Annotated in this window: 12 protein-coding genes; 9 read left to right on the plus strand and 3 right to left on the minus strand. The window is 63.8% G+C overall.

The features are described from left to right. Nucleotides 1-13: 13 nt before the first annotated feature. Nucleotides 14-4,141, minus strand: a complete 4,128-nt coding sequence (locus ACFY68_RS07960; RefSeq protein WP_387525356.1) for an NEL-type E3 ubiquitin ligase domain-containing protein — start codon at nucleotides 4,139-4,141, stop codon at nucleotides 14-16. Between the two features lie 339 nt (nucleotides 4,142-4,480). Between ACFY68_RS07960 and ACFY68_RS07965 the strand changes: the two genes are divergently transcribed. From ACFY68_RS07965 to ACFY68_RS07990, 6 genes are all read left to right on the plus strand, one after another. After that, nucleotides 4,481-5,398, plus strand: coding sequence for a glutamate/aspartate ABC transporter substrate-binding protein (locus tag ACFY68_RS07965; protein WP_387525358.1), 918 nt, complete (start codon nucleotides 4,481-4,483; stop codon nucleotides 5,396-5,398). A 142-nt stretch (nucleotides 5,399-5,540) separates the two neighbouring features. Continuing rightward, nucleotides 5,541-6,287, plus strand: coding sequence for an amino acid ABC transporter permease (locus tag ACFY68_RS07970; RefSeq protein WP_346614443.1), 747 nt, complete (start codon nucleotides 5,541-5,543; stop codon nucleotides 6,285-6,287). Further along, nucleotides 6,288-6,959 carry an ABC transporter permease subunit gene (locus tag ACFY68_RS07975; protein ID WP_346614444.1) on the plus strand — a complete coding sequence of 224 codons (672 nt, stop codon included), beginning with the start codon at nucleotides 6,288-6,290 and terminating at the stop codon, nucleotides 6,957-6,959. Beyond that, the gene (locus ACFY68_RS07980) at nucleotides 6,956-7,690 is read left to right on the plus strand and encodes an amino acid ABC transporter ATP-binding protein (protein WP_387525362.1); all 735 of its coding nucleotides are present in this window, start codon (nucleotides 6,956-6,958) and stop codon (nucleotides 7,688-7,690) included. Before ACFY68_RS07975 ends, ACFY68_RS07980 begins: the two co-directional genes overlap by 4 nt. A 69-nt stretch (nucleotides 7,691-7,759) precedes the next feature. After that, nucleotides 7,760-9,664, plus strand: coding sequence for an ATP-binding protein (locus tag ACFY68_RS07985; protein WP_387525365.1), 1,905 nt, complete (start codon nucleotides 7,760-7,762; stop codon nucleotides 9,662-9,664). Next, entirely contained in the window at nucleotides 9,661-10,989 is a 1,329-nt protein-coding gene (locus ACFY68_RS07990) for a sigma-54 dependent transcriptional regulator (protein WP_346614447.1), read from the plus strand. Before ACFY68_RS07985 ends, ACFY68_RS07990 begins: the two co-directional genes overlap by 4 nt. Nucleotides 10,990-11,042: 53 nt before the next feature. On the opposite strand, the gene ACFY68_RS07995 is transcribed toward ACFY68_RS07990, so the two are convergent. Further along, complete coding sequence (locus ACFY68_RS07995) at nucleotides 11,043-12,038, minus strand: alpha/beta fold hydrolase (protein WP_387525368.1); 996 nt, start codon at nucleotides 12,036-12,038, stop codon at nucleotides 11,043-11,045. A 196-nt stretch (nucleotides 12,039-12,234) separates the two neighbouring features. Here ACFY68_RS07995 and metR point away from each other — a divergent pair, with 196 nt between their 5' ends. Further along, on the plus strand, nucleotides 12,235-13,152 hold the full coding sequence (metR, locus tag ACFY68_RS08000; protein ID WP_387525371.1) for a transcriptional regulator MetR: 918 nt from the start codon (nucleotides 12,235-12,237) through the stop codon (nucleotides 13,150-13,152). Here metR and ACFY68_RS08005 read toward each other — a convergent pair. Beyond that, nucleotides 13,136-13,549 (minus strand): NUDIX domain-containing protein, encoded by a 414-nt coding sequence (locus tag ACFY68_RS08005; RefSeq protein WP_387525374.1) that lies wholly within the window; start codon nucleotides 13,547-13,549, stop codon nucleotides 13,136-13,138. The genes metR and ACFY68_RS08005 overlap by 17 nt on opposite strands. Nucleotides 13,550-13,758: 209 nt before the next feature. Here ACFY68_RS08005 and ACFY68_RS08010 point away from each other — a divergent pair, with 209 nt between their 5' ends. Together ACFY68_RS08010 and ACFY68_RS08015 are read left to right on the plus strand one after the other, a co-directional pair. Then, entirely contained in the window at nucleotides 13,759-18,042 is a 4,284-nt protein-coding gene (locus tag ACFY68_RS08010) for a DEAD/DEAH box helicase (protein WP_387525377.1), read from the plus strand. A 133-nt stretch (nucleotides 18,043-18,175) separates the two neighbouring features. Continuing rightward, on the plus strand, nucleotides 18,176-19,795 hold the full coding sequence (locus tag ACFY68_RS08015; protein ID WP_346614452.1) for an FMN-binding glutamate synthase family protein: 1,620 nt from the start codon (nucleotides 18,176-18,178) through the stop codon (nucleotides 19,793-19,795). Nucleotides 19,796-19,813: the final 18 nt, after the last annotated feature.

The raw sequence follows: 19,813 nt of genomic DNA on the forward strand, positions 1-19,813 counted from the left end.
CGGTCGCCCGCGCTCACCCCTCCCGCTCGTATGCCTCCTTTGCCAACTCCAGGTAAAGAGCGCGTTCTTCGCCATTAAGCGCTTCCATCAAGGCTGCGGCGTGCTCGATGTACTGTTGTTCGCCCGTCTCCCCAGCCTGGCGCTCATAGGCCTCCAGCTGTTCATGAAACGGCGCAGCCAGGGCTTCGAAGCGCTCGGGGTAGCGATTGCGCACATAGCCTTGCCAGAACTCTCGTTGCGCCAGTGCCTGGCTCAGCACGTCGGTGTTCTCGCCGGCGAGGACAGTTGTGCCCGCACGCGTAATCTGCGTGGAACTCACACCGCTGTGCTCGATGTAATTCATGTGCCGCGGTTGGGCCGGCAGGCCGAGCCTGTCAGCCAGATAAACCCGGTAGGCCAGGTAAACCTCGATGTCATCCACGGCGGCGTAGGGGTTCTGGCGCATTTCCTGGATATGCCGAGCGGCAATGCTGTCCACCTCATCTAGGCGATAAAGCGAGCGCCCCAGCCTCAGCAATGTCGCTTCGGCCCGCCTGCCCCCTTCCCCTGCCGCATGCAAGGCAATATGGGCTCTGACTTCCAGTTGGCTGAGGATCAGCAACAGGCGGTCTTCACAGGTTCTGCGGCCCTGCGTCTGCCAGAACACCGCTTCGCGCACATCGGTGTTATCCGCGCACAGTTCGAGGATGCGCCATACCCTGGCGCGGTAGTAGCGCGAGTGATCGAGGAAGTCATCTGATCGTGCAAAATCCGCTAGAAAGCGAAACAGGTCCGTCGACTGCGACTCCTGGGACAACTGCGTCCAGATCTGCGTGCGCTGGGAGCGCATGGCATCGTCGGCGGCGCCCATCCATCGTTCCAGCAAGGTGCTGTCGGCAACAGCGTGGCGATAGGAGTCGTTGCGGTGGGTGGCCGCAACAGTGCTACTGCGGGCCACCAGTGCTTCACTGGCTTCGTCCAAGGGGTTGTCATGTACTGAGAGCCGCTGCAGGCGATTGCGCAGGCTGCGCAAATCCCCGTTCAGCTGGCGTATCTGGTTCTCGCGAACATCCACCAAGCCTCTCCAGGGCATCTGCGCCTCCTCTGGCAAGGCCTCCAGGCCGGTTGCACGCAGCGACACCTCGCGTAAATGAGGCAACCCAGCCAACTCGGGAACCTGGCCCAGCGGGTTATAGTTCATATCCAGTCGCTGAAGCATCGAAAGGCTTGCCAACCTTTGGTTGCCTGCAGCATCAACGGTAATCCGGTTACCCGCCAGTCGCAGCGAACGCAACTCGGTCAAACGCTCCAGGCCTACCGGCAAGGTGGTCAACTGATTGTCCCGCAAGTCCAGCTCGCGCAGGTGGGAGAACCTACGCAAAAAGTCTTCATCAATCTGCTCAAGGCTCATGTTGCGCAAGGTCAAGCGCCGAACATGGCCGAACTCGATGCCGGCCGGCAAGGTCGGCAAACTGCCCACCTGTTCGCCATCGATATGCACCACGAAGTCGTCACCGGCAATGCCAGCAGTCTTGCGCCGCCAAGCGCGGCGGATCTGGTTGGCCACGCGTCGCCGCCTGAGCCCATCCACGAAGCTCACACGCTGCCCCTGCCAGGTATCCAGCGCCCCACGCAGGTTTTCCAGCTGCTGCTGGAGACTGCTCAAGTGCTCCCAGAGCCCGATACGACGACGCGTCAGTTCGCGCAGGTAAGCGTCCAGCTGTGCGTCGGTCAAGGTCGGAAAGATGTCATGGATGCCGCGGCGAATCGCCTGGCGACTGCTCTCGCCGCCGCCACTCAATGCGTAGCCGCTGCGGCCGTCGGCCATTCGCTGCGGCGGTCGATAGCGCTCTGCGATAGGCTGCAAGCCCATTGATCTCGCGGTTTTTTCACGATCGACGCTGGCGTGTCGAGAGAGCCTTTGGCCAAGTTCAGTGGCCGTCAGTTGCGGACCGCCAAGCGCCACCTTCTGAGCGTCCTCAACGGTGAGCAGCAAACAGGGCAACAAGCCCGTGGCTGGGCCTGCAGGGGTGGGTTCACCCAAGTGATACCCCTGCTGAGTCTGGATGATGCTTGTGATTTGCGATGCGTCGTCGGCGCCCTTCGACGCCAGCAGACGACCGCCCGACTCCCCAAGGCGCAACTCAATCCGCACCGACGGCGGCCATGGCGCCAGTTCATCGATCAGTTCCAAAGCCAGGCGCTGGGTATCGGTATTGACCGCACCTTCGTACTCGAACCCCATCAGTGCGCGATCCAGCCGACTCTCGCGCAAGAACCAGCGTGCACGCTCGGCCATGGCCATTGGTACACGGCCACTGGCCAGCAGCGCCTCTATTTGCTCACCGCTTGCATGTTCGAGGATTTCTTCGGTGCCACGCACGGACAAGCCTGGGAATGCCCTGAGCAGTACGGCCCCGGCCGCAGAGGGCGTACCTTGCCAAGTCGCCAGCTCTCGTTCGAACGCGTCGCCACGCAGCAGCGGATTAACTGCATGGCATTCATAGCGTGCGTGGGCATCGAACAGCCGTGCAGGGGCTGGCAGCTCTTGCAGGTGCAGATGGCGCAGTTGATCGTGGTCGAGCCCGGTAATGCGAAGAAGCGTTTCCGCGGTCTGGTCGGAAGCTTGCGCGAAGTCCCCGCCAAATCTGCGCAGCAGCGGGCCGCCGCCATCGAGGTGATGGGCCGAGACCTGCCAGGCCGCCAACCTGGAGCGGCCTTCGCCCTCGTGCAAGGGCGTGAGCGCATCGACAAACGGCACCCGCTCGAGCACCCGGCCCACCCCCGCGACCCCGACACCCACCAGGGCTCCGACAGCAACGTTCTCGGCCACGCCAAACAGGTGGTCCAGTGCCCCTTGGCGGTCGCCAATCTGCCAATCGGCATAGCCTCTGTAGACTTCGCTGACCACGTCCACCGCAGCCACGGCGAACATCACCTCTCCTAGAACCGGAATGAACAGTGCAGCCAGGTTGAGCGCATCGAGCCCCGCGCTCTTGAGCGCTTCCAGCCGCTGATGGCGTTCGATGGCGGTTTCGTCAGCAGTGGGTACCGCAAGAATTCTTGCATCATCAAGCATCTTGTCCACCTGCAAGCCACGCAAATAGGCGAACAGCGGCGTTTCGATGGCGAAGTTGCGCCCATCCAGAACAGCTGGCGCTCGCACGCTGCTGGCTTCGATCAGGCGCTCCAGGGTGGCGGTGAAGGTCGCCCGATCACGCTCACTGATGAAACGACTGAAAAAGGATCGGTAGTGAGGCGCGCGGAGCTTTTTGGCCAACGACAGATAGAGGGCGTCCCACGAGGCGTGTTTGGCCACCGGGCGATGCGGGTCCTGCGGTACCCAGCAGATGATCCCCTCCAGCGGCCCCTCGGCGCTCTCGCGCAGCTCCAGGGTGACGAGCCCATGGATACGTTTGCCCAACAGGAACAACTGGCGAGGTGTGACGATACCGGGCACCGCCGGCACGATGGGTTTGCTTGCAATGACAGACAACAAGCGCAGGTAGTCGCCTTCGTCCAACTCGGCCTTGATCCTTGCCATGCGCACCGCGACGTCCAGCTTGGCACGCAGACTCTCTTCCAGCATGCGCTCCACCGCCACACGAGCGAAATCCTTCGGCGCCGTAGGCCTGCTCTTCGGAAACAGTTGCGCACGCAGCAGCTGCTGATACTGCCCACCGATATCCAGCGTTCTGCAGCACCGGGCAAACGCCTCGAACGCCATTGGCAGTCGCACCTTGTCAGCGTCTTGCAGATACGCTCGCCGATGCAGTGACGGCGAGGTCTCACTCTCGTGAAAGTTGTGCAGTGCTGCTGTCAGCAAGGGTTGCACGCTGTGCAGGGTTCTCCAGGGCGTATGCAGGCGCGGCGCGGCGCTGGGCATCGGCACATCTTGCTCGATGCACACCTGCATGGTGCGCACATTGACATCGGCCAGCCCCCCGTCACGCAATGCCTGCTCCAGCAGCGGCGTGGCAAATGCCTCCAGGCTGGGAATGCCTGCCAAGGCGTTTCTTACATTTTCCGCAGCAGCCTGCTGATGACGCAGCGCCCTGTGCAATGTCAGAAGAAGGTCGACATTGGCGCCTTTCAACCAATCTGCAAGCTGGCGGGCAATGAAGGCATCGACGGAATCGGAAGGGATGGGAATGACGGACACGATATGAGCTCCTGATGATGAGGCAGCAAGCTCAACATTTGCCGTTCATGCCAAGGTGTTACTTAAAGCTGACGCACAGGGCTACCGGGCAGACCTCATTCGGATTGCCGAACGAGAAAAACCCACGCATTCGGTGTTCCGACCACGGATCAAACTTCAAAAACCTTCATATAGGGTTCATGCCCAGGCTTTGCGGGGGGTTATGATCATTGGCAGAGCTTGGCACGAGTCATGCTCTACACTTGGAAGCCGAATGCACACCGCTTCATGCTGTATTCGTTGAACGAAAGAGTCCGCCAACGGCTCCATAAAAAAAACAAACACGTCGAGGAAAATTTGATGCGTATCGTTCGTCAATTGCTGGGCGCCGCCATCGCGGCTGCAGTCATCGCTTCGCCCGCCATGGCCGAAGAGCTGACCGGCACCCTGAAGAAGATCAAGGATTCGGGCACCATCACCCTGGGCCACCGCGACTCCTCCATTCCGTTTTCCTACCTGGCAGGCAAGCCGGAACCCGTGGGCTACTCCCACGATATCCAGCTGGCCGTGGTCGACGCCCTGAAGAAGCAACTGGGCACCGACATCAAGGTCAAGTACAACCTCGTCACCTCCCAGACCCGCATCCCGCTGGTGCAGAACGGCACCGTGGACCTTGAGTGCGGCTCCACCACCAACAACGTCGAGCGCCAGCAGCAGGTCGGCTTCTCCGTCGGTATCTTCGAAGTCGGCACGCGCCTGCTGACCAAGGTCAAAGATGGTCAGCCATCGTATAAAGACTTCCCGGACCTGGCCGGCAAGAACGTGGTGACCACCGCGGGTACTACCTCCGAGCGTATCCTCAAGGCGATGAACGCCGACAAGCAGATGAAGATGAACGTGATTTCCGCCAAGGACCACGGAGAAGCCTTCAACATGCTCGAAAGCGGCCGCGCCGTGGCCTTCATGATGGACGACGCCCTGCTGGCCGGTGAAATGGCCAAGGCGCGCAAGCCAGCGGACTGGGTCATCACCGGCACCCCTCAGTCGTACGAAATCTACGGCTGCATGGTGCGTAAGGAAGACGCTGCATTCAAGAAAGCGGTCGACGAAGCCATCATCGCCTACTTCAAGTCGGGCGAGGTCAACAAGAGCTACGACAAGTGGTTCATGCAGCCCATTCCACCTAAAGGCCTGAACCTGCAGTTCCAGATGAGCGATGAGCTGAAAAAACTGATCGCCGAGCCGACCGACAAGGCCGCGGACGAGAAGAAGTCCTGATCCTCAGATAGTGGCCTGGTGCGCAAGCGCACGAATCAATTCTACAGGCCACTCATTAGTGTCTAACCTTTCATCCGAGGGCGCATGCCGCCCTTGGATGCTCGAAGGTGCCCGTGAAACAACCGTCTGAGGGGAAATCCCGATGAATTACAACTGGGACTGGGGCGTGTTCTTCAAGTCCACCGGCGTGGGCAGCGAAACCTATCTGGACTGGTATATCACCGGCCTGGGCTGGACCATCGCCATCGCCATCACCGCCTGGATCATCGCGCTGCTGCTGGGGTCTGTCCTCGGGGTCATGCGTACCGTGCCCAACCGCTTGGTATCTGGCATCGCCACCGCTTACGTGGAGCTGTTCCGCAACGTGCCACTGCTGGTGCAGCTGTTCATCTGGTACTTCCTGGTACCCGACCTGCTGCCCGAAGGCCTGCAGGAATGGTTCAAGCAGGACCTCAACCCGACCACGTCGGCGTTGATCAGCGTGATCGTCTGCCTTGGCCTGTTCACCGCCGCCCGCGTCTGCGAACAGGTGCGCACTGGTATCCAGGCGCTGCCCAGGGGCCAGGAAGCCGCCGCACGTGCCATGGGCTTCAGCCTGCCGCAGATCTACAACAATGTGCTGCTGCCGCAGGCCTACCGGATCATCATCCCGCCGCTCACGTCGGAGTTTCTCAACGTCTTCAAGAATTCCTCGGTGGCGTCGTTGATCGGCCTGATGGAGCTGCTGGCGCAGACCAAACAGACCGCAGAATTTTCCGCCAACCTGTTCGAGGCGTTCACCCTGGCCACGCTCATCTACTTCACCCTGAACATGGGGCTGATGCTGCTCATGCGCGTGGTCGAGAAGAAAGTCGCGGTGCCGGGCCTGATTTCCGTGGGGGGCAAGTAAATGGAAATGGATTTCAGCGAAATCATCCCCGCCCTGCCCGCCCTCTGGGAAGGCATGGTAATGACCCTGAAGCTGATGGTCATGGGAGTGATCGGCGGTATCGCGCTGGGCACCATCCTGGCATTGATGCGCCTGTCGTCGAGCAAGCTGCTGTCGCGGGTAGCTGGCGCTTACGTCAACTATTTCCGCTCGATCCCGCTGCTGCTGGTGATCACCTGGTTTTACCTGGCGGTACCGTTCGTGCTGCGCTGGATCACCGGCGAAGACACCCCGGTGGGTGCCTTCACCTCTTGCGTGGTCGCCTTCATGATGTTCGAGGCGGCGTACTTCTGCGAGATCGTCCGTGCCGGCGTGCAGTCGATTTCCAAAGGGCAGATGGGCGCGGCGCAAGCGCTGGGCATGAACTACGCGCAGACCATGCGCCTGATCATCCTGCCCCAGGCCTTCCGCAAGATGACCCCGCTGCTGTTGCAGCAGAGCATCATCCTGTTCCAGGACACCTCGCTGGTATACACCGTGGGCCTGGTGGACTTCCTCAACTCGGCACGCTCCAACGGCGACATCATCGGGCGCTCCCATGAGTTCCTGATCTTCGCCGGGGTCGTCTACTTCCTCATCAGCTTCTCCGCTTCGTGGCTGGTCAAGCGCCTGCAAAAAAGGATCACCGTATGATTTCCATCAAGAACGTCAACAAGTGGTACGGCGACTTCCAGGTACTGACCGACTGCAGCACCGACGTCAAGAAGGGTGAAGTGGTAGTGGTGTGCGGCCCTTCGGGCTCGGGCAAGTCCACCCTGATCAAGTGCGTCAATGCGCTGGAGCCGTTCCAGAAGGGCGACGTCGTGGTCGATGGCACCTCGATTGCCGACCCGAAAACCAACCTGCCCAAGCTGCGTTCGCGGGTGGGCATGGTGTTTCAGCACTTCGAGCTGTTCCCGCACCTGACCATTACCGAAAACCTGACCATCGCCCAGCGCAAGGTGCTGGGCCGCAGTGAGGCGCAAGCCACCCAGAAAGGCCTGGCCCTGCTCGAGCGTGTCGGCCTCAGCGCGCACGCCAAGAAACACCCCGGCCAGCTTTCCGGTGGCCAGCAGCAGCGTGTGGCAATCGCCCGCGCGCTGGCAATGGACCCGATCGTCATGCTGTTCGACGAGCCCACCTCGGCGCTGGACCCGGAAATGGTCAGCGAAGTACTGGACGTGATGGTGCAGCTGGCCCACGAAGGCATGACCATGATGTGCGTGACCCACGAAATGGGCTTTGCCCGCAAGGTTGCCAACCGGGTTATCTTCATGGACAAAGGCAGCATCATCGAAGACTGCACCAAGGAAGAGTTCTTCGGTGACCAGAGTGCCCGCGACCAGCGCACCCAGCACTTCCTCAGCAAGATCCTGCAACACTAAGCCGGCCACAGTTTCCGCTGCCCCGGGTTGCTCCGGGCAGCGGATGCTGGTCGTGACAAGGCCACTGTGATGAAATGCGACCCCTCGCTACTTCTCCCTGCCAAGCCTGCCGTGAAATCCCGCCTGATCCGCCAATTGTTGCTACCGCCCCTGGTCATCCTGTTGATGGTCGGTTTGGGCCTGGCTGGTTATCTGATCAGCGAAAGCAACGGCATCCGCGCCCTCAGCGAAAACGGCGAACGCCAGCTGGAGCTGCACGCACGCACGGTCGAAAGCGAAATCAGCAAGTACACCTACTTGCCGAGCCTGCTGGAGCTGGAAGACAGCGTGTCGCTGTTGCTCACCAACCCTGATGGCGCCAACCGGCAGACCGTCAACGAATACCTCGAAGGCCTCAACCGCCGCAGCCGCAGCCGGGCGATCTTCGTCCTCGATACCAATGGCCGGGTGCAGGCCACCAGCAACTGGCGCGATGCCGACTCGTTCCTCGGTGAAGACCTGTCATTCCGTGCCTACTTCCAGACCGCCGTGCGTGGCGAACCGGGCCGCTTCTACGGCATCGGCAGCACCACCGGCGAAGCCGGCTACTACCTGGCCCATGGCCTGGAAGAACATGGCAAGATCATTGGCGTGGCGGTGATCAAAGTGCGCCTCGACACCCTTGAGGAGCGCTGGCAGCGCGCCCGCCTGGAAGCCTTCGTCAGCGACGAAAACGGCATCATCATCCTCTCCAGCGACCCTGCGCGGCGCTTGAAATCGGTACGCCCGCTGACGCCGCAAATCAAGGAGCGGCTGGCGCGTAGCCTGCAATATTACTGGTGGCCACTGAACGAGCTGCAGCCGCTGGCCCGCGAGACGCTGGCCGATGGCGTGGAGAAATTGACCTTCCCGGCCAACAGCGAAACCGCCCACGGCAAACCCCATGAGGTTGCGTACCTGGCGCAAACCCGGCGCCTGGTGGATACCCCCTGGCATTTCACCCTGCTCACCCCTTTGCAGGACTTGCGCCGCGAATCAATGGTGCAAGGCATTCTGGTCGGCGTGGCGTTCGCCCTGCTGGCCATACTTGGCATCGCCTGGAACGAGCGGCGCAAGGTGATCGCCACCCGCCTGGCCGCGCGCGAGGCGCTGGAAGAAGCCAACAGCCAGCTGGAGCGGCGCATCGCCGACCGCACCGCCGACCTGCGCGCCAGCAACGAACGGCTCAAGGGCCAGATTCGCGAGCGCCGCCACGCCGAACAGACACTGCGCCATGCCCAGGACGAGCTGGTACAGGCCGGCAAGCTGGCGGCCATCGGGCAGATGTCCACCAGCATTGCCCACGAGCTCAACCAACCGCTGGCGGCGCTGCGCACCTTGTCCGGCAATACCGTGCGTTTCCTCGAGCGCGGCGCGCTGGAAACCGCCAGCACCAACCTGCGCACCATGAACGACCTGATCGACCGCATGGGCCGCATCACCGCCAGCCTGCGCTCGTTCGCCCGGCGTGGCGACGACCGCGGCCAGGCCTCGCTGGCCAAGGCTGTCGAGGCCACCTTGCAGGTGTTGGCCAACCGCATCAGTGGTTGCCACCTGAAGCTGCACAGCCAGTTCGACGACCAGCAACTGGCCATCGACCAGACCCGCCTGGAGCAGATTCTGGTCAACCTGATGGGCAACGCCCTCGATGCCATGGCCACCCAGCCGCTGCCTGAGCTGTGGCTGGAAGGCGAGCTGCAAGGCGACAAATACCGCCTGCGGGTGCGCGACAATGGCCACGGCATCGATGCCGAAGCGCGCAAGCACCTGTTCGAACCGTTCTTCACCACCAAGCCGGGCGAACATGGCCTGGGCCTGGGCCTGACCCTGTCGGCGAGCCTTGCCGCCGCAGCCAAAGGCAGCCTCAACGTCGAACACCCAGCCAGCGGCGGAACGGCCTTCGTCCTCGCTCTGCCGCTGGTCTCCCCCCCTAACGAATCGGCAGAGCAACCATGAACCAAGCGCCTCTTACCGTCCTGATCGTCGAAGACGACCCGCATGTGCTGCTCGGTTGCCAGCAGGCGCTGGCCCTGGAAGACATCGCCTGCGAAGGTGTGGGCAGCGCCGAGCAGGCGCTGGAACGTATCGGTGATGACTTCGCCGGTATCGTCGTCAGCGACATCCGCCTGCCGGGCATCGACGGCCTCGAATTGCTCAACCGCCTCAAGGCGCGCGACCGCAGCCTGCCGGTGGTGCTGATCACAGGTCACGGTGATATCGACATGGCGGTGGGTGCCATGCGCAACGGCGCCTACGACTTCATGGAAAAGCCCTTCTCGCCAGAGCGCCTGGTCGATGTGGTGCGGCGCGCCCTCGAACAGCGCGGGTTGTCGCGTGAGGTGCTGGCCCTGCGCCGCCAGCTCGCCGAGCAGAGCAGCCTGGAGGGCCGCATCATTGGCCGCTCGCCAGCCATGGAACAGCTGCGTGAACTGATCGCCAACGTCGCCGACACCTCGGCCAACGTGCTGATCGAAGGCGAAACCGGTACAGGCAAAGAGCTGGTTGCCCGCTGCCTGCACGACTTCAGCCGCCGCCAGAGCCAGCCGTTCGTCGCACTGAACTGCGGCGGCCTGCCGGAAAACCTGTTCGAAAGCGAAATTTTCGGCCACGAGGCGAATGCCTTCACCGGTGCGGGCAAGCGCCGCATCGGCAAGATCGAGCACGCCAATGGCGGCACATTGTTCCTCGATGAAGTCGAGAGCATGCCGATCAACCTGCAGATCAAACTGCTGCGGGTATTGCAGGAGCGTACCTTGGAGCGCCTGGGCTCGAACCAGAGCATTGCGGTGGATTGCCGGGTGATTGCCGCCACCAAGGCTGACCTCGATGCCCTTGGCCAGAGCGGGCAGTTCCGCAGCGACCTGTACTACCGCCTGAACGTCGTGACCCTGGAACTGCCACCGCTGCGCGAGCGCCGCGAGGATATTCTGCAGTTGTTCGAGCACTTCCTGCAGCAGTCGGCGCTACGCTTCGATCGCGAAGCGCCGACCCTGGACAGCCAAACCCTGTCGCGCCTGATGGCCCACGACTGGCCAGGCAACGTGCGTGAACTGCGCAATGTTGCCGAGCGCTATGCCCTGGGCCTGCCGGCTTTCAAGAAAGGCCCTAGCGGCGGTGCCAGCCAAGGCCTGGGGTTCGCCGAGGCGGTTGAAGCGTTCGAGCGCAACCTGCTCAGCGATGCGTTGCAGCGCACGGGTGGCAACCTCAGCCAGGCCAGCCAGGATCTGGGCATGGCCAAGACCACGCTGTTCGACAAGGTGAAGAAGTACGGGCTTGGCTGAAAACAGGTGCCCTCTGCTTCGCGGGTAAAACCGCTAAAAGAGCGACGCTGATATCACAGGCCGGCAATGTGCGTAACGTCCTGGCGATGTGACTGCAGGTAAGGCAACACCGCCCCCAGCAACGGCGCCTTGAACGGCTCCTGGAAGCGGTGCGCCAACCCCGGTATCAGCCGCAACTGGCTGCCCTGGATATGAGCCGCCAGGTGCACACCATGCATCACCGGCAACAATGGATCGGCCGTGCCATGCACCACCAGGGTCGGTACGCGCAATGCGTTCAGCAACGCCACCCGGCTAGGTTCGGCGAGAATCGCCATGATCTGGCGCTTCGCGCCCTCGGGGTTGAACGCCCGGTCGTAAGCCACCGCAGCCTGCTCCAACAGCGCAGCCCGGTCATCGCGCACCTGCGGGCTACCCAGCGCCGCCAGCAGGTCGGCCTGCTGTTCGATCGCCACCTCGCGATTGGGCGCACTGCGCCGGGCCAGCAGCTGCACCAGTGCAGGGTCCGGCGCGGGCAGGCCTGCTGCGCCGGAGCTGGACATCACCAGGGTCAGGCTGCGCACCCGCTCCGGTGCCATCGCTGCCAGGTGTTGGGCGATCATTCCACCCATGCTCACACCCAGTACATGGAACTGGCGTATGCCCAATGCATCCATCAGGCGCAGCCCATCACCCGCCATGTCGGTCAACGTATAAGGTGCGGCAACTGGCAACCCAAGCTTGTAGCGCAGCAGCTCGACGGTCAGGTTGGCCGAAGGGGGCAGCTGGTTCCAGCGCGACAGGCCGACATCGCGATTGTCGTAGCGAAGCACCCGAAAGCCCTGGCGGCACAACGCCTCGACCACATCGTCCGGCCAGTGGATCAATTGCCCACCCAGCCCCATCACCAGCAATAACGCCGGGTCACGGGGCGCACCGACGCTCTGGTAAACAAGGCTCAGGTCACCCAGTTCGGCCCGTTGAACCGCTACGTGAGCATCACAGCGCTGATCGGCAAAGCTCGCCGGAACGCTGACCATAAAGAACAAAAACAGCAGTAAAGCCCGCATGAAAGAAACACCAGAATGCAGATCCCCAGTAGAGCGCGAGTCTGATGAATTTAATTCAGCCGCGCTGCCACAGTTCGGTGACAGTTTGATGAACCCTGCCAAGCGGTGCGGCCGAAGGTCCAGTCGACAGCACGCCCAACATGAGGGAAACTCAACTCATTCCTTGTTAACTCAAATTTTTCTCTCGGAGCCTGCCGTGCTGGAGATGCGCCACCTGAAAACCCTTCACGCCCTGCGCGAGGCCGACAGCCTGGTGGAGGCCGCTGAGCGCCTGCACCTGACCCAATCGGCGCTGTCGCACCAGTTCAAGGAGCTGGAAGAGCGCCTGGGCCTGCCGCTATTCGTGCGCAAGACCAAGCCGATCCGCTTCACCAGCGCCGGCCTGCGCCTGCTGCAGCTGGCCGATGCCACCCTGCCGCTGCTGCGCGGCGCCGAGCGTGATATCGCCCGCCTGGCCGGCGGTACAGCGGGGCGGCTGCACATGGCCATCGAATGCCATAGCTGCTTCCAGTGGCTGATGCCAACCATCGACCAGTTCCGCGATGCCTGGCCTGAAGTCGAGCTGGACCTGGCCTCGGGGTTTGCCTTCGCCCCTCTGCCTGCCTTGGCCCGCGGCGACCTGGACCTGGTGGTGACTTCCGATCCGCTGGACCTGCCCAGCATCACCTATGTGCCACTGTTCACCTACGAAGCCATGATTGCCGTGGCCAACCAGCACCCGCTCGCCAGCAAGCCGTTCATCGTGCCCCAGGACCTGCTCGACCAGACCCTCATCACCTACCCGGTGGAACGCGACCGCCTGGACATCTTCACCCGCTTCCTGGAGCCGGCCGACATCGAGCCGGCCGCCGTGCGCACCTCGGAGCTGACAGTGATGATGATGCAGCTGGTAGCCAGCGGGCGCGGGGTATGCGGGATGCCGCATTGGGCGCTGCACGAATACAGCTCGCGCGGCTACGTCAAAGGCAAGCGCCTGGGCGAGAAAGGCCTGTTTGCCACGCTTTATGCGGCGGTGCGCACCGACATGCTTGATGCGCCGTACATGCGCGACTTCCTGCTGACCGCCAAGGACACGTCGTTCGCCACCCTCGATGGGGTCAGCGCGGTACGCTGACGGCCTGGCGGTACAACGGCAGTATCAGGTCGCGGGTCAGCGGCGCCAGCGCCACTGCCAGCGCCTGGTCTGCAGCCACCCAGACCACCTCTTCGATTTCTGCTGCCGGCACCACGGCCTCGGCAGTGTCGACGCGAAAAAGCTCAGCGTGCACTTCAAAGCCCGGCTCGTTGGCAGCCGGTGCGCTGAAGGCGCCCATATGTGCGGCCTGCGCAGGATCGATGCGCAGGCCAAGCTCCTCATGCAGTTCACGCACCAGCGCCTCTACCGGCGACTCGCCCGCATCGATCTTGCCACCCGGCTGCATGAAGGCCTGGGTGCCGCGCTTGCGCACCAGCAGGGTGCGACCTTGAGGGTCGATGAGCAGGGCCGCGGCGATACGGATGATGTTGGGCATGGGTGGGCTCGCTGGAAAATGGCGGAGGGAGGATCCCATGGGCTTGTGGGCCTGACAAGGCAGGCCCTATCGCGGGTAAACCCGCTCCTACAGATTCTTCGCAATCCCTGTAGGAGCGGGTTTACCCGCGATAGGGCCTGCGCAGACAGAAAAATCTCACAGACGAACGGCCCCTTGCCAAGCCGCCGCCGAGCCGCCATAACCATGACATGAACCTGCCCGCCCATCAGCACCCGGTGCTGGAGCTGTTCCACCCCGCCGTCGGCACCTGGTTCCGTCGCCATTTCGCCACGGTCACCGACGCCCAGGCCCGTGCCTGGCCATTGATCCACGCCGGGCAGTCGATGCTGCTGGCCGCACCGACCGGCTCGGGCAAGACCTTGAGTGCCTTTCTCGCGGTGCTCGACGAATTGTTCCGCCAAGGCCTCGAACACGGCGGCGAATTGCCCGCGCAAACCCAGGTCGTCTACGTTTCGCCGCTCAAGGCGCTGTCCAACGACATTCGCCTGAACCTGCAGACGCCACTGGAAGGCATCAGCCAGGCGCTCGAAGATCAGGGCCTCAAGGCGCCGCGCATCAGCACCGCGGTGCGTACCGGCGACACGCCTCAGAAAGACCGCGCGGCCATGCGCAAACTGGCGCCGCATATCCTGGTGACCACGCCGGAGTCGCTCTATGTGCTGATGGGCTCGGCCTCGGGCCGCGCCGGCCTGGCCAGCGTGCACACGGTGATCATCGACGAGATCCATGCCCTCGCCGGCAACAAGCGCGGCGCTCACCTGGCGCTGACGCTGGAGCGCCTGCAGGTGCTGTCGGGGCGGCCACTAAGGCGCGTGGGTCTGTCCGCTACCCAGCGCCCGGTCGAGCGCGTGGCGCAGTTTCTGGTCGGCCATCAACGGCCCTGCGCGATCGTCGATATCGGCCATGCCCGCCAGCGCGACCTGGCCCTTGAAGTGCCGCCAGTGCCCTTGGGCGCAGTCATGGCCACGGACGTCTGGAACCTGGTTTACGACCGCCTGGCAACCCTCGCCCGCGAGCACCGCACCACGCTGGTGTTCGTCAACACCCGGCGCCTGGCCGAACGCATCACTCGCCACCTCGGCGACCGCCTGGGCAAGGAGGCCGTGGCCGCGCACCACGGCAGCCTGGCCAAGGAGCTGCGCCTGGACGCCGAGCAACGCCTGAAGCGCGGCCAGTTACAGGTGCTGGTGGCCACTGCGTCACTGGAGTTGGGCATCGATATCGGCGATGTCGACCTGGTCTGCCAGATCGCTTCACCAGGGTCGATTGCCGGCTTCCTGCAGCGGGTCGGCCGCTCCGGCCACCAGGTGGAGGGCATCCCCAAAGGGCGCTTGTTCCCCACCTCGCGCGATGACCTGATCGAATGCACGGCCCTGCTCGACTGCGTGCGCCAGGGCGAACTTGACCGGTTGCATATCCCCAAGGCCCCGCTGGACGTGCTGGCCCAGCAAATCGTCGCCGAAACCAGCAACCAGCCCTGGCAGGAACAGGCGCTGTTCGACTGCCTGCGCCAGGCTACGCCCTATGCCGAACTCGACGTCACCCATTACCAGGCGCTGCTGCGCATGCTCGCCGAGGGCTACAACGGCCGCCTGGGCGTGCGCAGCGCCTACCTGCACCGCGATGCAGTCACCGGCACCTTGCGCGGGCGCCGGGGTAGCCAGCTGACCGCGCTGACCAGTGGCGGCACCATCCCCGAGACCGCCGACTATGCCGTGCTGCTGGAGCCGCAGGCGCTGAACATCGGCAGCGTCAACGAAGACTTTGCGGTGGAGAGCATCGCCGGCGATATTTTCCAGCTGGGCAATGCCTCCTACCGCATCGTGCGGGTCGAACCCGGCCGGGTGCGGGTGGAGGACGCCCATGGCCTGCCGCCGACCATTCCGTTCTGGCTGGGCGAGGCACCGGGGCGCAGTGATGAATTATCCGCTGCGGTGGCCCGCCTGCAGGCACGCATCGATGAACAATTGCGGCTGAGCGGCGGCGATCCCGCCCCCGTGCTGGCGTGGTTGCAAAGCGCTTTAGCGCTGGACCAGGCCTGTGCCAGCCAACTGCTCGACTATCTTGGGCGCACCCGTGAAGTGCTAGGCGCCCTGCCCTCGCAACAGACCTTGATCATGGAGCGTTTTTTCGACGAGTCTGGCGGCACCCAGCTGATCATCCATTCGCCCTATGGCAGCCGCATCAACCGCGCCTGGGGGCTGGCGCTGCGCAAACGCTTCTGCCGCACGTTCAATTTCGAGCTGCAGGCTGCGGCCAGCGAGGACGCCATCGTGTTGTCGCTTTCCACCAGCCACAGCTTCGATCTGGACGAGGTCTGGCGCTACCTGTCCAGCCGCAACGCCGAAGCGACGCTGGTCCAGGCACTGCTCGACGCCCCCTTGTTCGGCGTACGCTGGCGCTGGAATGCGGCGGTAGCGATGGCGCTGCCGCGCTTCGTCGGCGGGCGCAAGGTTGCCCCGCAGATCCAGCGCATGAAGAGCGAAGACCTGATCGCCGCCGTGTTCCCCGACCAGATCGCTTGCCTGGAAAACATCGCCGGGGAACGGCAGATCCCTGATCACCCGCTGGTCGAGCAGACGCTCGACGACTGCCTGCACGAAGCCATGGACAGCGAAGGCTGGCTAGCCCTGCTACGGCGCATGGAAAACGGCGAAGTGCGCCTGCTGTGCCGCGACTTGCCTGCGCCATCGCCTCTGGCCTCGGCCATTCTCAATGCCAGGCCCTACGCCTTCCTCGACGATGCCCCACTGGAAGAACGGCGCACCCAGGCGGTGCTCAACCGGCGCTGGAACGAGGTGCACAGCGGCGATGACTTGGGTGCGCTGGATGCCGACGCCATCAGCGCCGTAGAGGCTGAAGCCTGGCCGCAGCCCGGTGGCACCGACGAGATGCACGAAGCGTTGATGAGCCTCGGCGCCATCAGCCAGCGCGAAGTGCAGGCCAACCCGACCTGGGCGCTGCTGCTCAGGCAGTTGGCCAAGGCCGGCCGGGCGCTGCGCCTGCCCGCTGAACAGTTGTGGCTGGCCCGTGAGCGCGTGAACCTGCTGCAAGCGCTGTATCCCCACGCCCGCCATGAGCCCGACCTGGACATGCTGCCCGGGTTCGATCAGGCCCTCGACCCGGACAGCGCGTTGATCGAGTTGCTGCGCTCGCGCCTGAGCGGCCATGGCCCGCTGACCCTGGCGCAGATCGCCGAACCGCTCGGCAAGCCTGCAGCGGCCGTCGAACAGGCCTTGGCCCGGCTCGAAGCTGAAGGGTACGTGCTGCGTGGCCACTTCAGCCCTGGCCAAACTCAGCCGCAATGGTGCGAACGCCACCTGCTCGCGCGCATCCATCGCTACACGGTGAAGCGCCTGCGCCGGGAAATCGAGCCGGTCAGCCTGCAGGACTTCATGCGCTTTCTGTTCGACTGGCAGCACCTGGCAAATGACGAACGACTTCGCGGGCCGCTGGCGGTAGCCGAAGTGCTCGAGCAGTTGCAAGGCTTCCCGGGCGCCGCTGGCGCCTGGGAGGCGGAGCTGCTGCCAGCGCGGATCAAGGACTACAGCCGGCACTGGCTCGACGATGCCTGCCGCAGCGGGCAGTTTGCCTGGAGCCGGCTGGCAACAACGGTTTCCAGCAATACCTTGGCGAGCACGCCGCTGGTGCTGCTGCCCCGGGAACACTTGGCGCTCTGGCGCAGCCTCGCCCCCCTACCTGCACTGGAGGGGCTGGGCCCGCGTGCCCAACGCGTGCATGAAGTGCTGCAAGCGCATGGCGCACTGTTCTTCGACGAGCTGACACAGGAGGCCCACCTGCTGCCCAGCGAGCTGGAGGCAGCCTTGCAGGAGCTGGTCGGCTCCGGCCTGGTGGGCGCCGACAGTTTCACCGGGCTGCGCAGCCTGATCACCCCGGCGGCGAAACGCACATCGCGCAACAGCAGGCGTGGCCACCCGCCGATGTCCAGCAGCATGGCCCACGCCGGGCGTTGGGCGTTGTTGCGCAGGGGCAGTGCCGCGCTGGATGAAAGCCAGCGCCTGGAACACATCGCCCGCAGCCTGCTGCGTCGTTATGGGGTGATCTGCTGGCGGCTGCTGGAGCGCGAAAGCGATGTACTGCCCGCTTGGCGCGATCTGCTGCGCTGCTATCACCGGCTGGAGGCACGCGGTGAGATTCGGGGTGGGCGCTTCATCGCGGGGTTGGCCGGGGAACAGTTTGCCTTGCCGGAGGCCGTCGGGTTGTTGCGCCAGGTGCGCCGGCGAGCGCTGGACGGCGCGCTGGTGCTGGTCAGTGCCAGCGACCCGCTGAACCTGGTCGGGTCTTTGTTGCCTGGGGCGAAAGTGCCGGCTGTCAGCGGCAACCGCTTGCTGTACCGCGATGGCGTGCCGGTGGCGGTGCGGGTGGCCGGGCGGTACGCGTTCCTGGCGGATGGGCCGGCGCATGAGCAACAAGCGTGGCGGCAGAAGTTGCTGCGCGATACATCGGAGTGAGGCCGCCAGTAGCAGGCAGCCGGCGCGAATGATTTTCGATACCCCGAATTTAATTTTCAGCGTGGCCCAACCGGGCTATGGTCGGGGTTTGCCCCAGGCCCTGAGCCTGACCGCGCCATCGTAAGGACCCCGTATGAGCCTGTCACTTCTCAGTCGCTATGCAGTGTTTGCCGCGTGTGTGTTGTTCACCCTGGCCAGCCTGCCTTTCCTCCACCACGAATGGCTGTGGCCGTTCACCCTGACCACCGCCGTGCTCAGCCTGATCGGCTTGTTTGACCTGCTGCAGCAGCGCCACGCGGTGCGCCGCAACTACCCGATCCTGGGCAACATCCGCTACCTGGTCGAGGGCATCCGCCCGGAAATCCGCCAGTACCTGCTGGAGGCCGACAGCGACGCCCTGCCCTTCTCCCGGGCGCAACGTTCGCTGGTGTATGCGCGGGCCAAGAACGAAGCCTCGGACAAACCGTTCGGTACCCTGATCGACGTCTACGAGTCCGGTTTCGAATTCATCGGCCACTCCATGCGCCCGGCACCGCTGGCCGACCCTGCGAGCTTTCGCATCATCGTCGGCGGGCCACAGTGCAGCCAGCCGTATTCGGCGTCGATCTTCAACATTTCCGCCATGAGCTTCGGCTCGCTCAGCGCCAATGCCATCCGCGCCCTCAACCAGGGCGCCAAGCTGGGCAACTTCCACCATGACACTGGCGAAGGCAGCATCAGCCCCTACCACCGCGAACACGGCGGCGATCTGGTCTGGGAACTGGGCAGCGGCTACTTCGGTTGCCGCACGGCAGACGGCCGTTTCGACCCCGAGCGCTTTGCCGCCCAGGCGCGCAGCCCACAGGTGCGGATGATCGAGATCAAGATGAGCCAGGGCGCCAAGCCCGGCCACGGCGGCATCCTGCCCAAGCACAAGGTGACCGAGGAAATTGCCGAAACCCGCGGCATCCTCATGGGCGAGGACTGCATTTCGCCGTCGCGCCACAGCGCCTTCTCCACGCCCATCGAGATGATGCAGTTCATCGCCCAGCTGCGCGAGCTGTCCGGCGGCAAACCGGTGGGCTTCAAGTTCTGCCTGGGCCACCCGTGGGAATTCATGGGCATCGCCAAAGCCATGCTGGAAACCGGCATCCTGCCTGACTTCATCGTCGTCGACGGCAAGGAGGGCGGCACCGGCGCGGCGCCGGTGGAGTTCACCGACCATATCGGCGTACCGCTGCGCGAAGGCCTGCTGTTCGTGCACAACACCCTGGTCGGCCTGAACCTGCGCGACAAGATCAAGCTCGGCGCCAGTGGCAAGATCGTCAGTGCCTTCGACATCGCCAGCGTGCTTGCCATCGGCGCCGACTGGGCCAACTCGGCGCGCGGTTTCATGTTCGCCATCGGCTGCATCCAGTCGCAAAGCTGCCACACCAACAAATGCCCGACCGGCGTTGCCACCCAGGACCCGCTGCGCCAGCGTGCGCTGGTGGTGCCGGACAAAGCCCAGCGGGTGCTGAACTTCCACCACAATACCCTGCGCGCGCTGGCAGAGATGCTTGCCGCAGCGGGCCTGGAACATCCGGCGCAGCTGGAAGCCAAGCACCTGGTGCGGCGTGTTTCGGCCACCGAGATCAAGCTGTTCTCGCAGATGCACGTGTTCCTCAAGCCGGGCGAGTTGCTGACGGGCGAAGTGGACGGGCAGTTCTATTCGCGGATGTGGCAACTGGCCCGGGCGGACAGCTTCGAGCCCAACAGCGAAGTGGCAGCCTGAAAACCATGGGGGCCGCTT

Source organism: Pseudomonas sp. NPDC012596, assembly GCF_042902325.1.
GTDB lineage: Bacteria > Pseudomonadota > Gammaproteobacteria > Pseudomonadales > Pseudomonadaceae > Aquipseudomonas.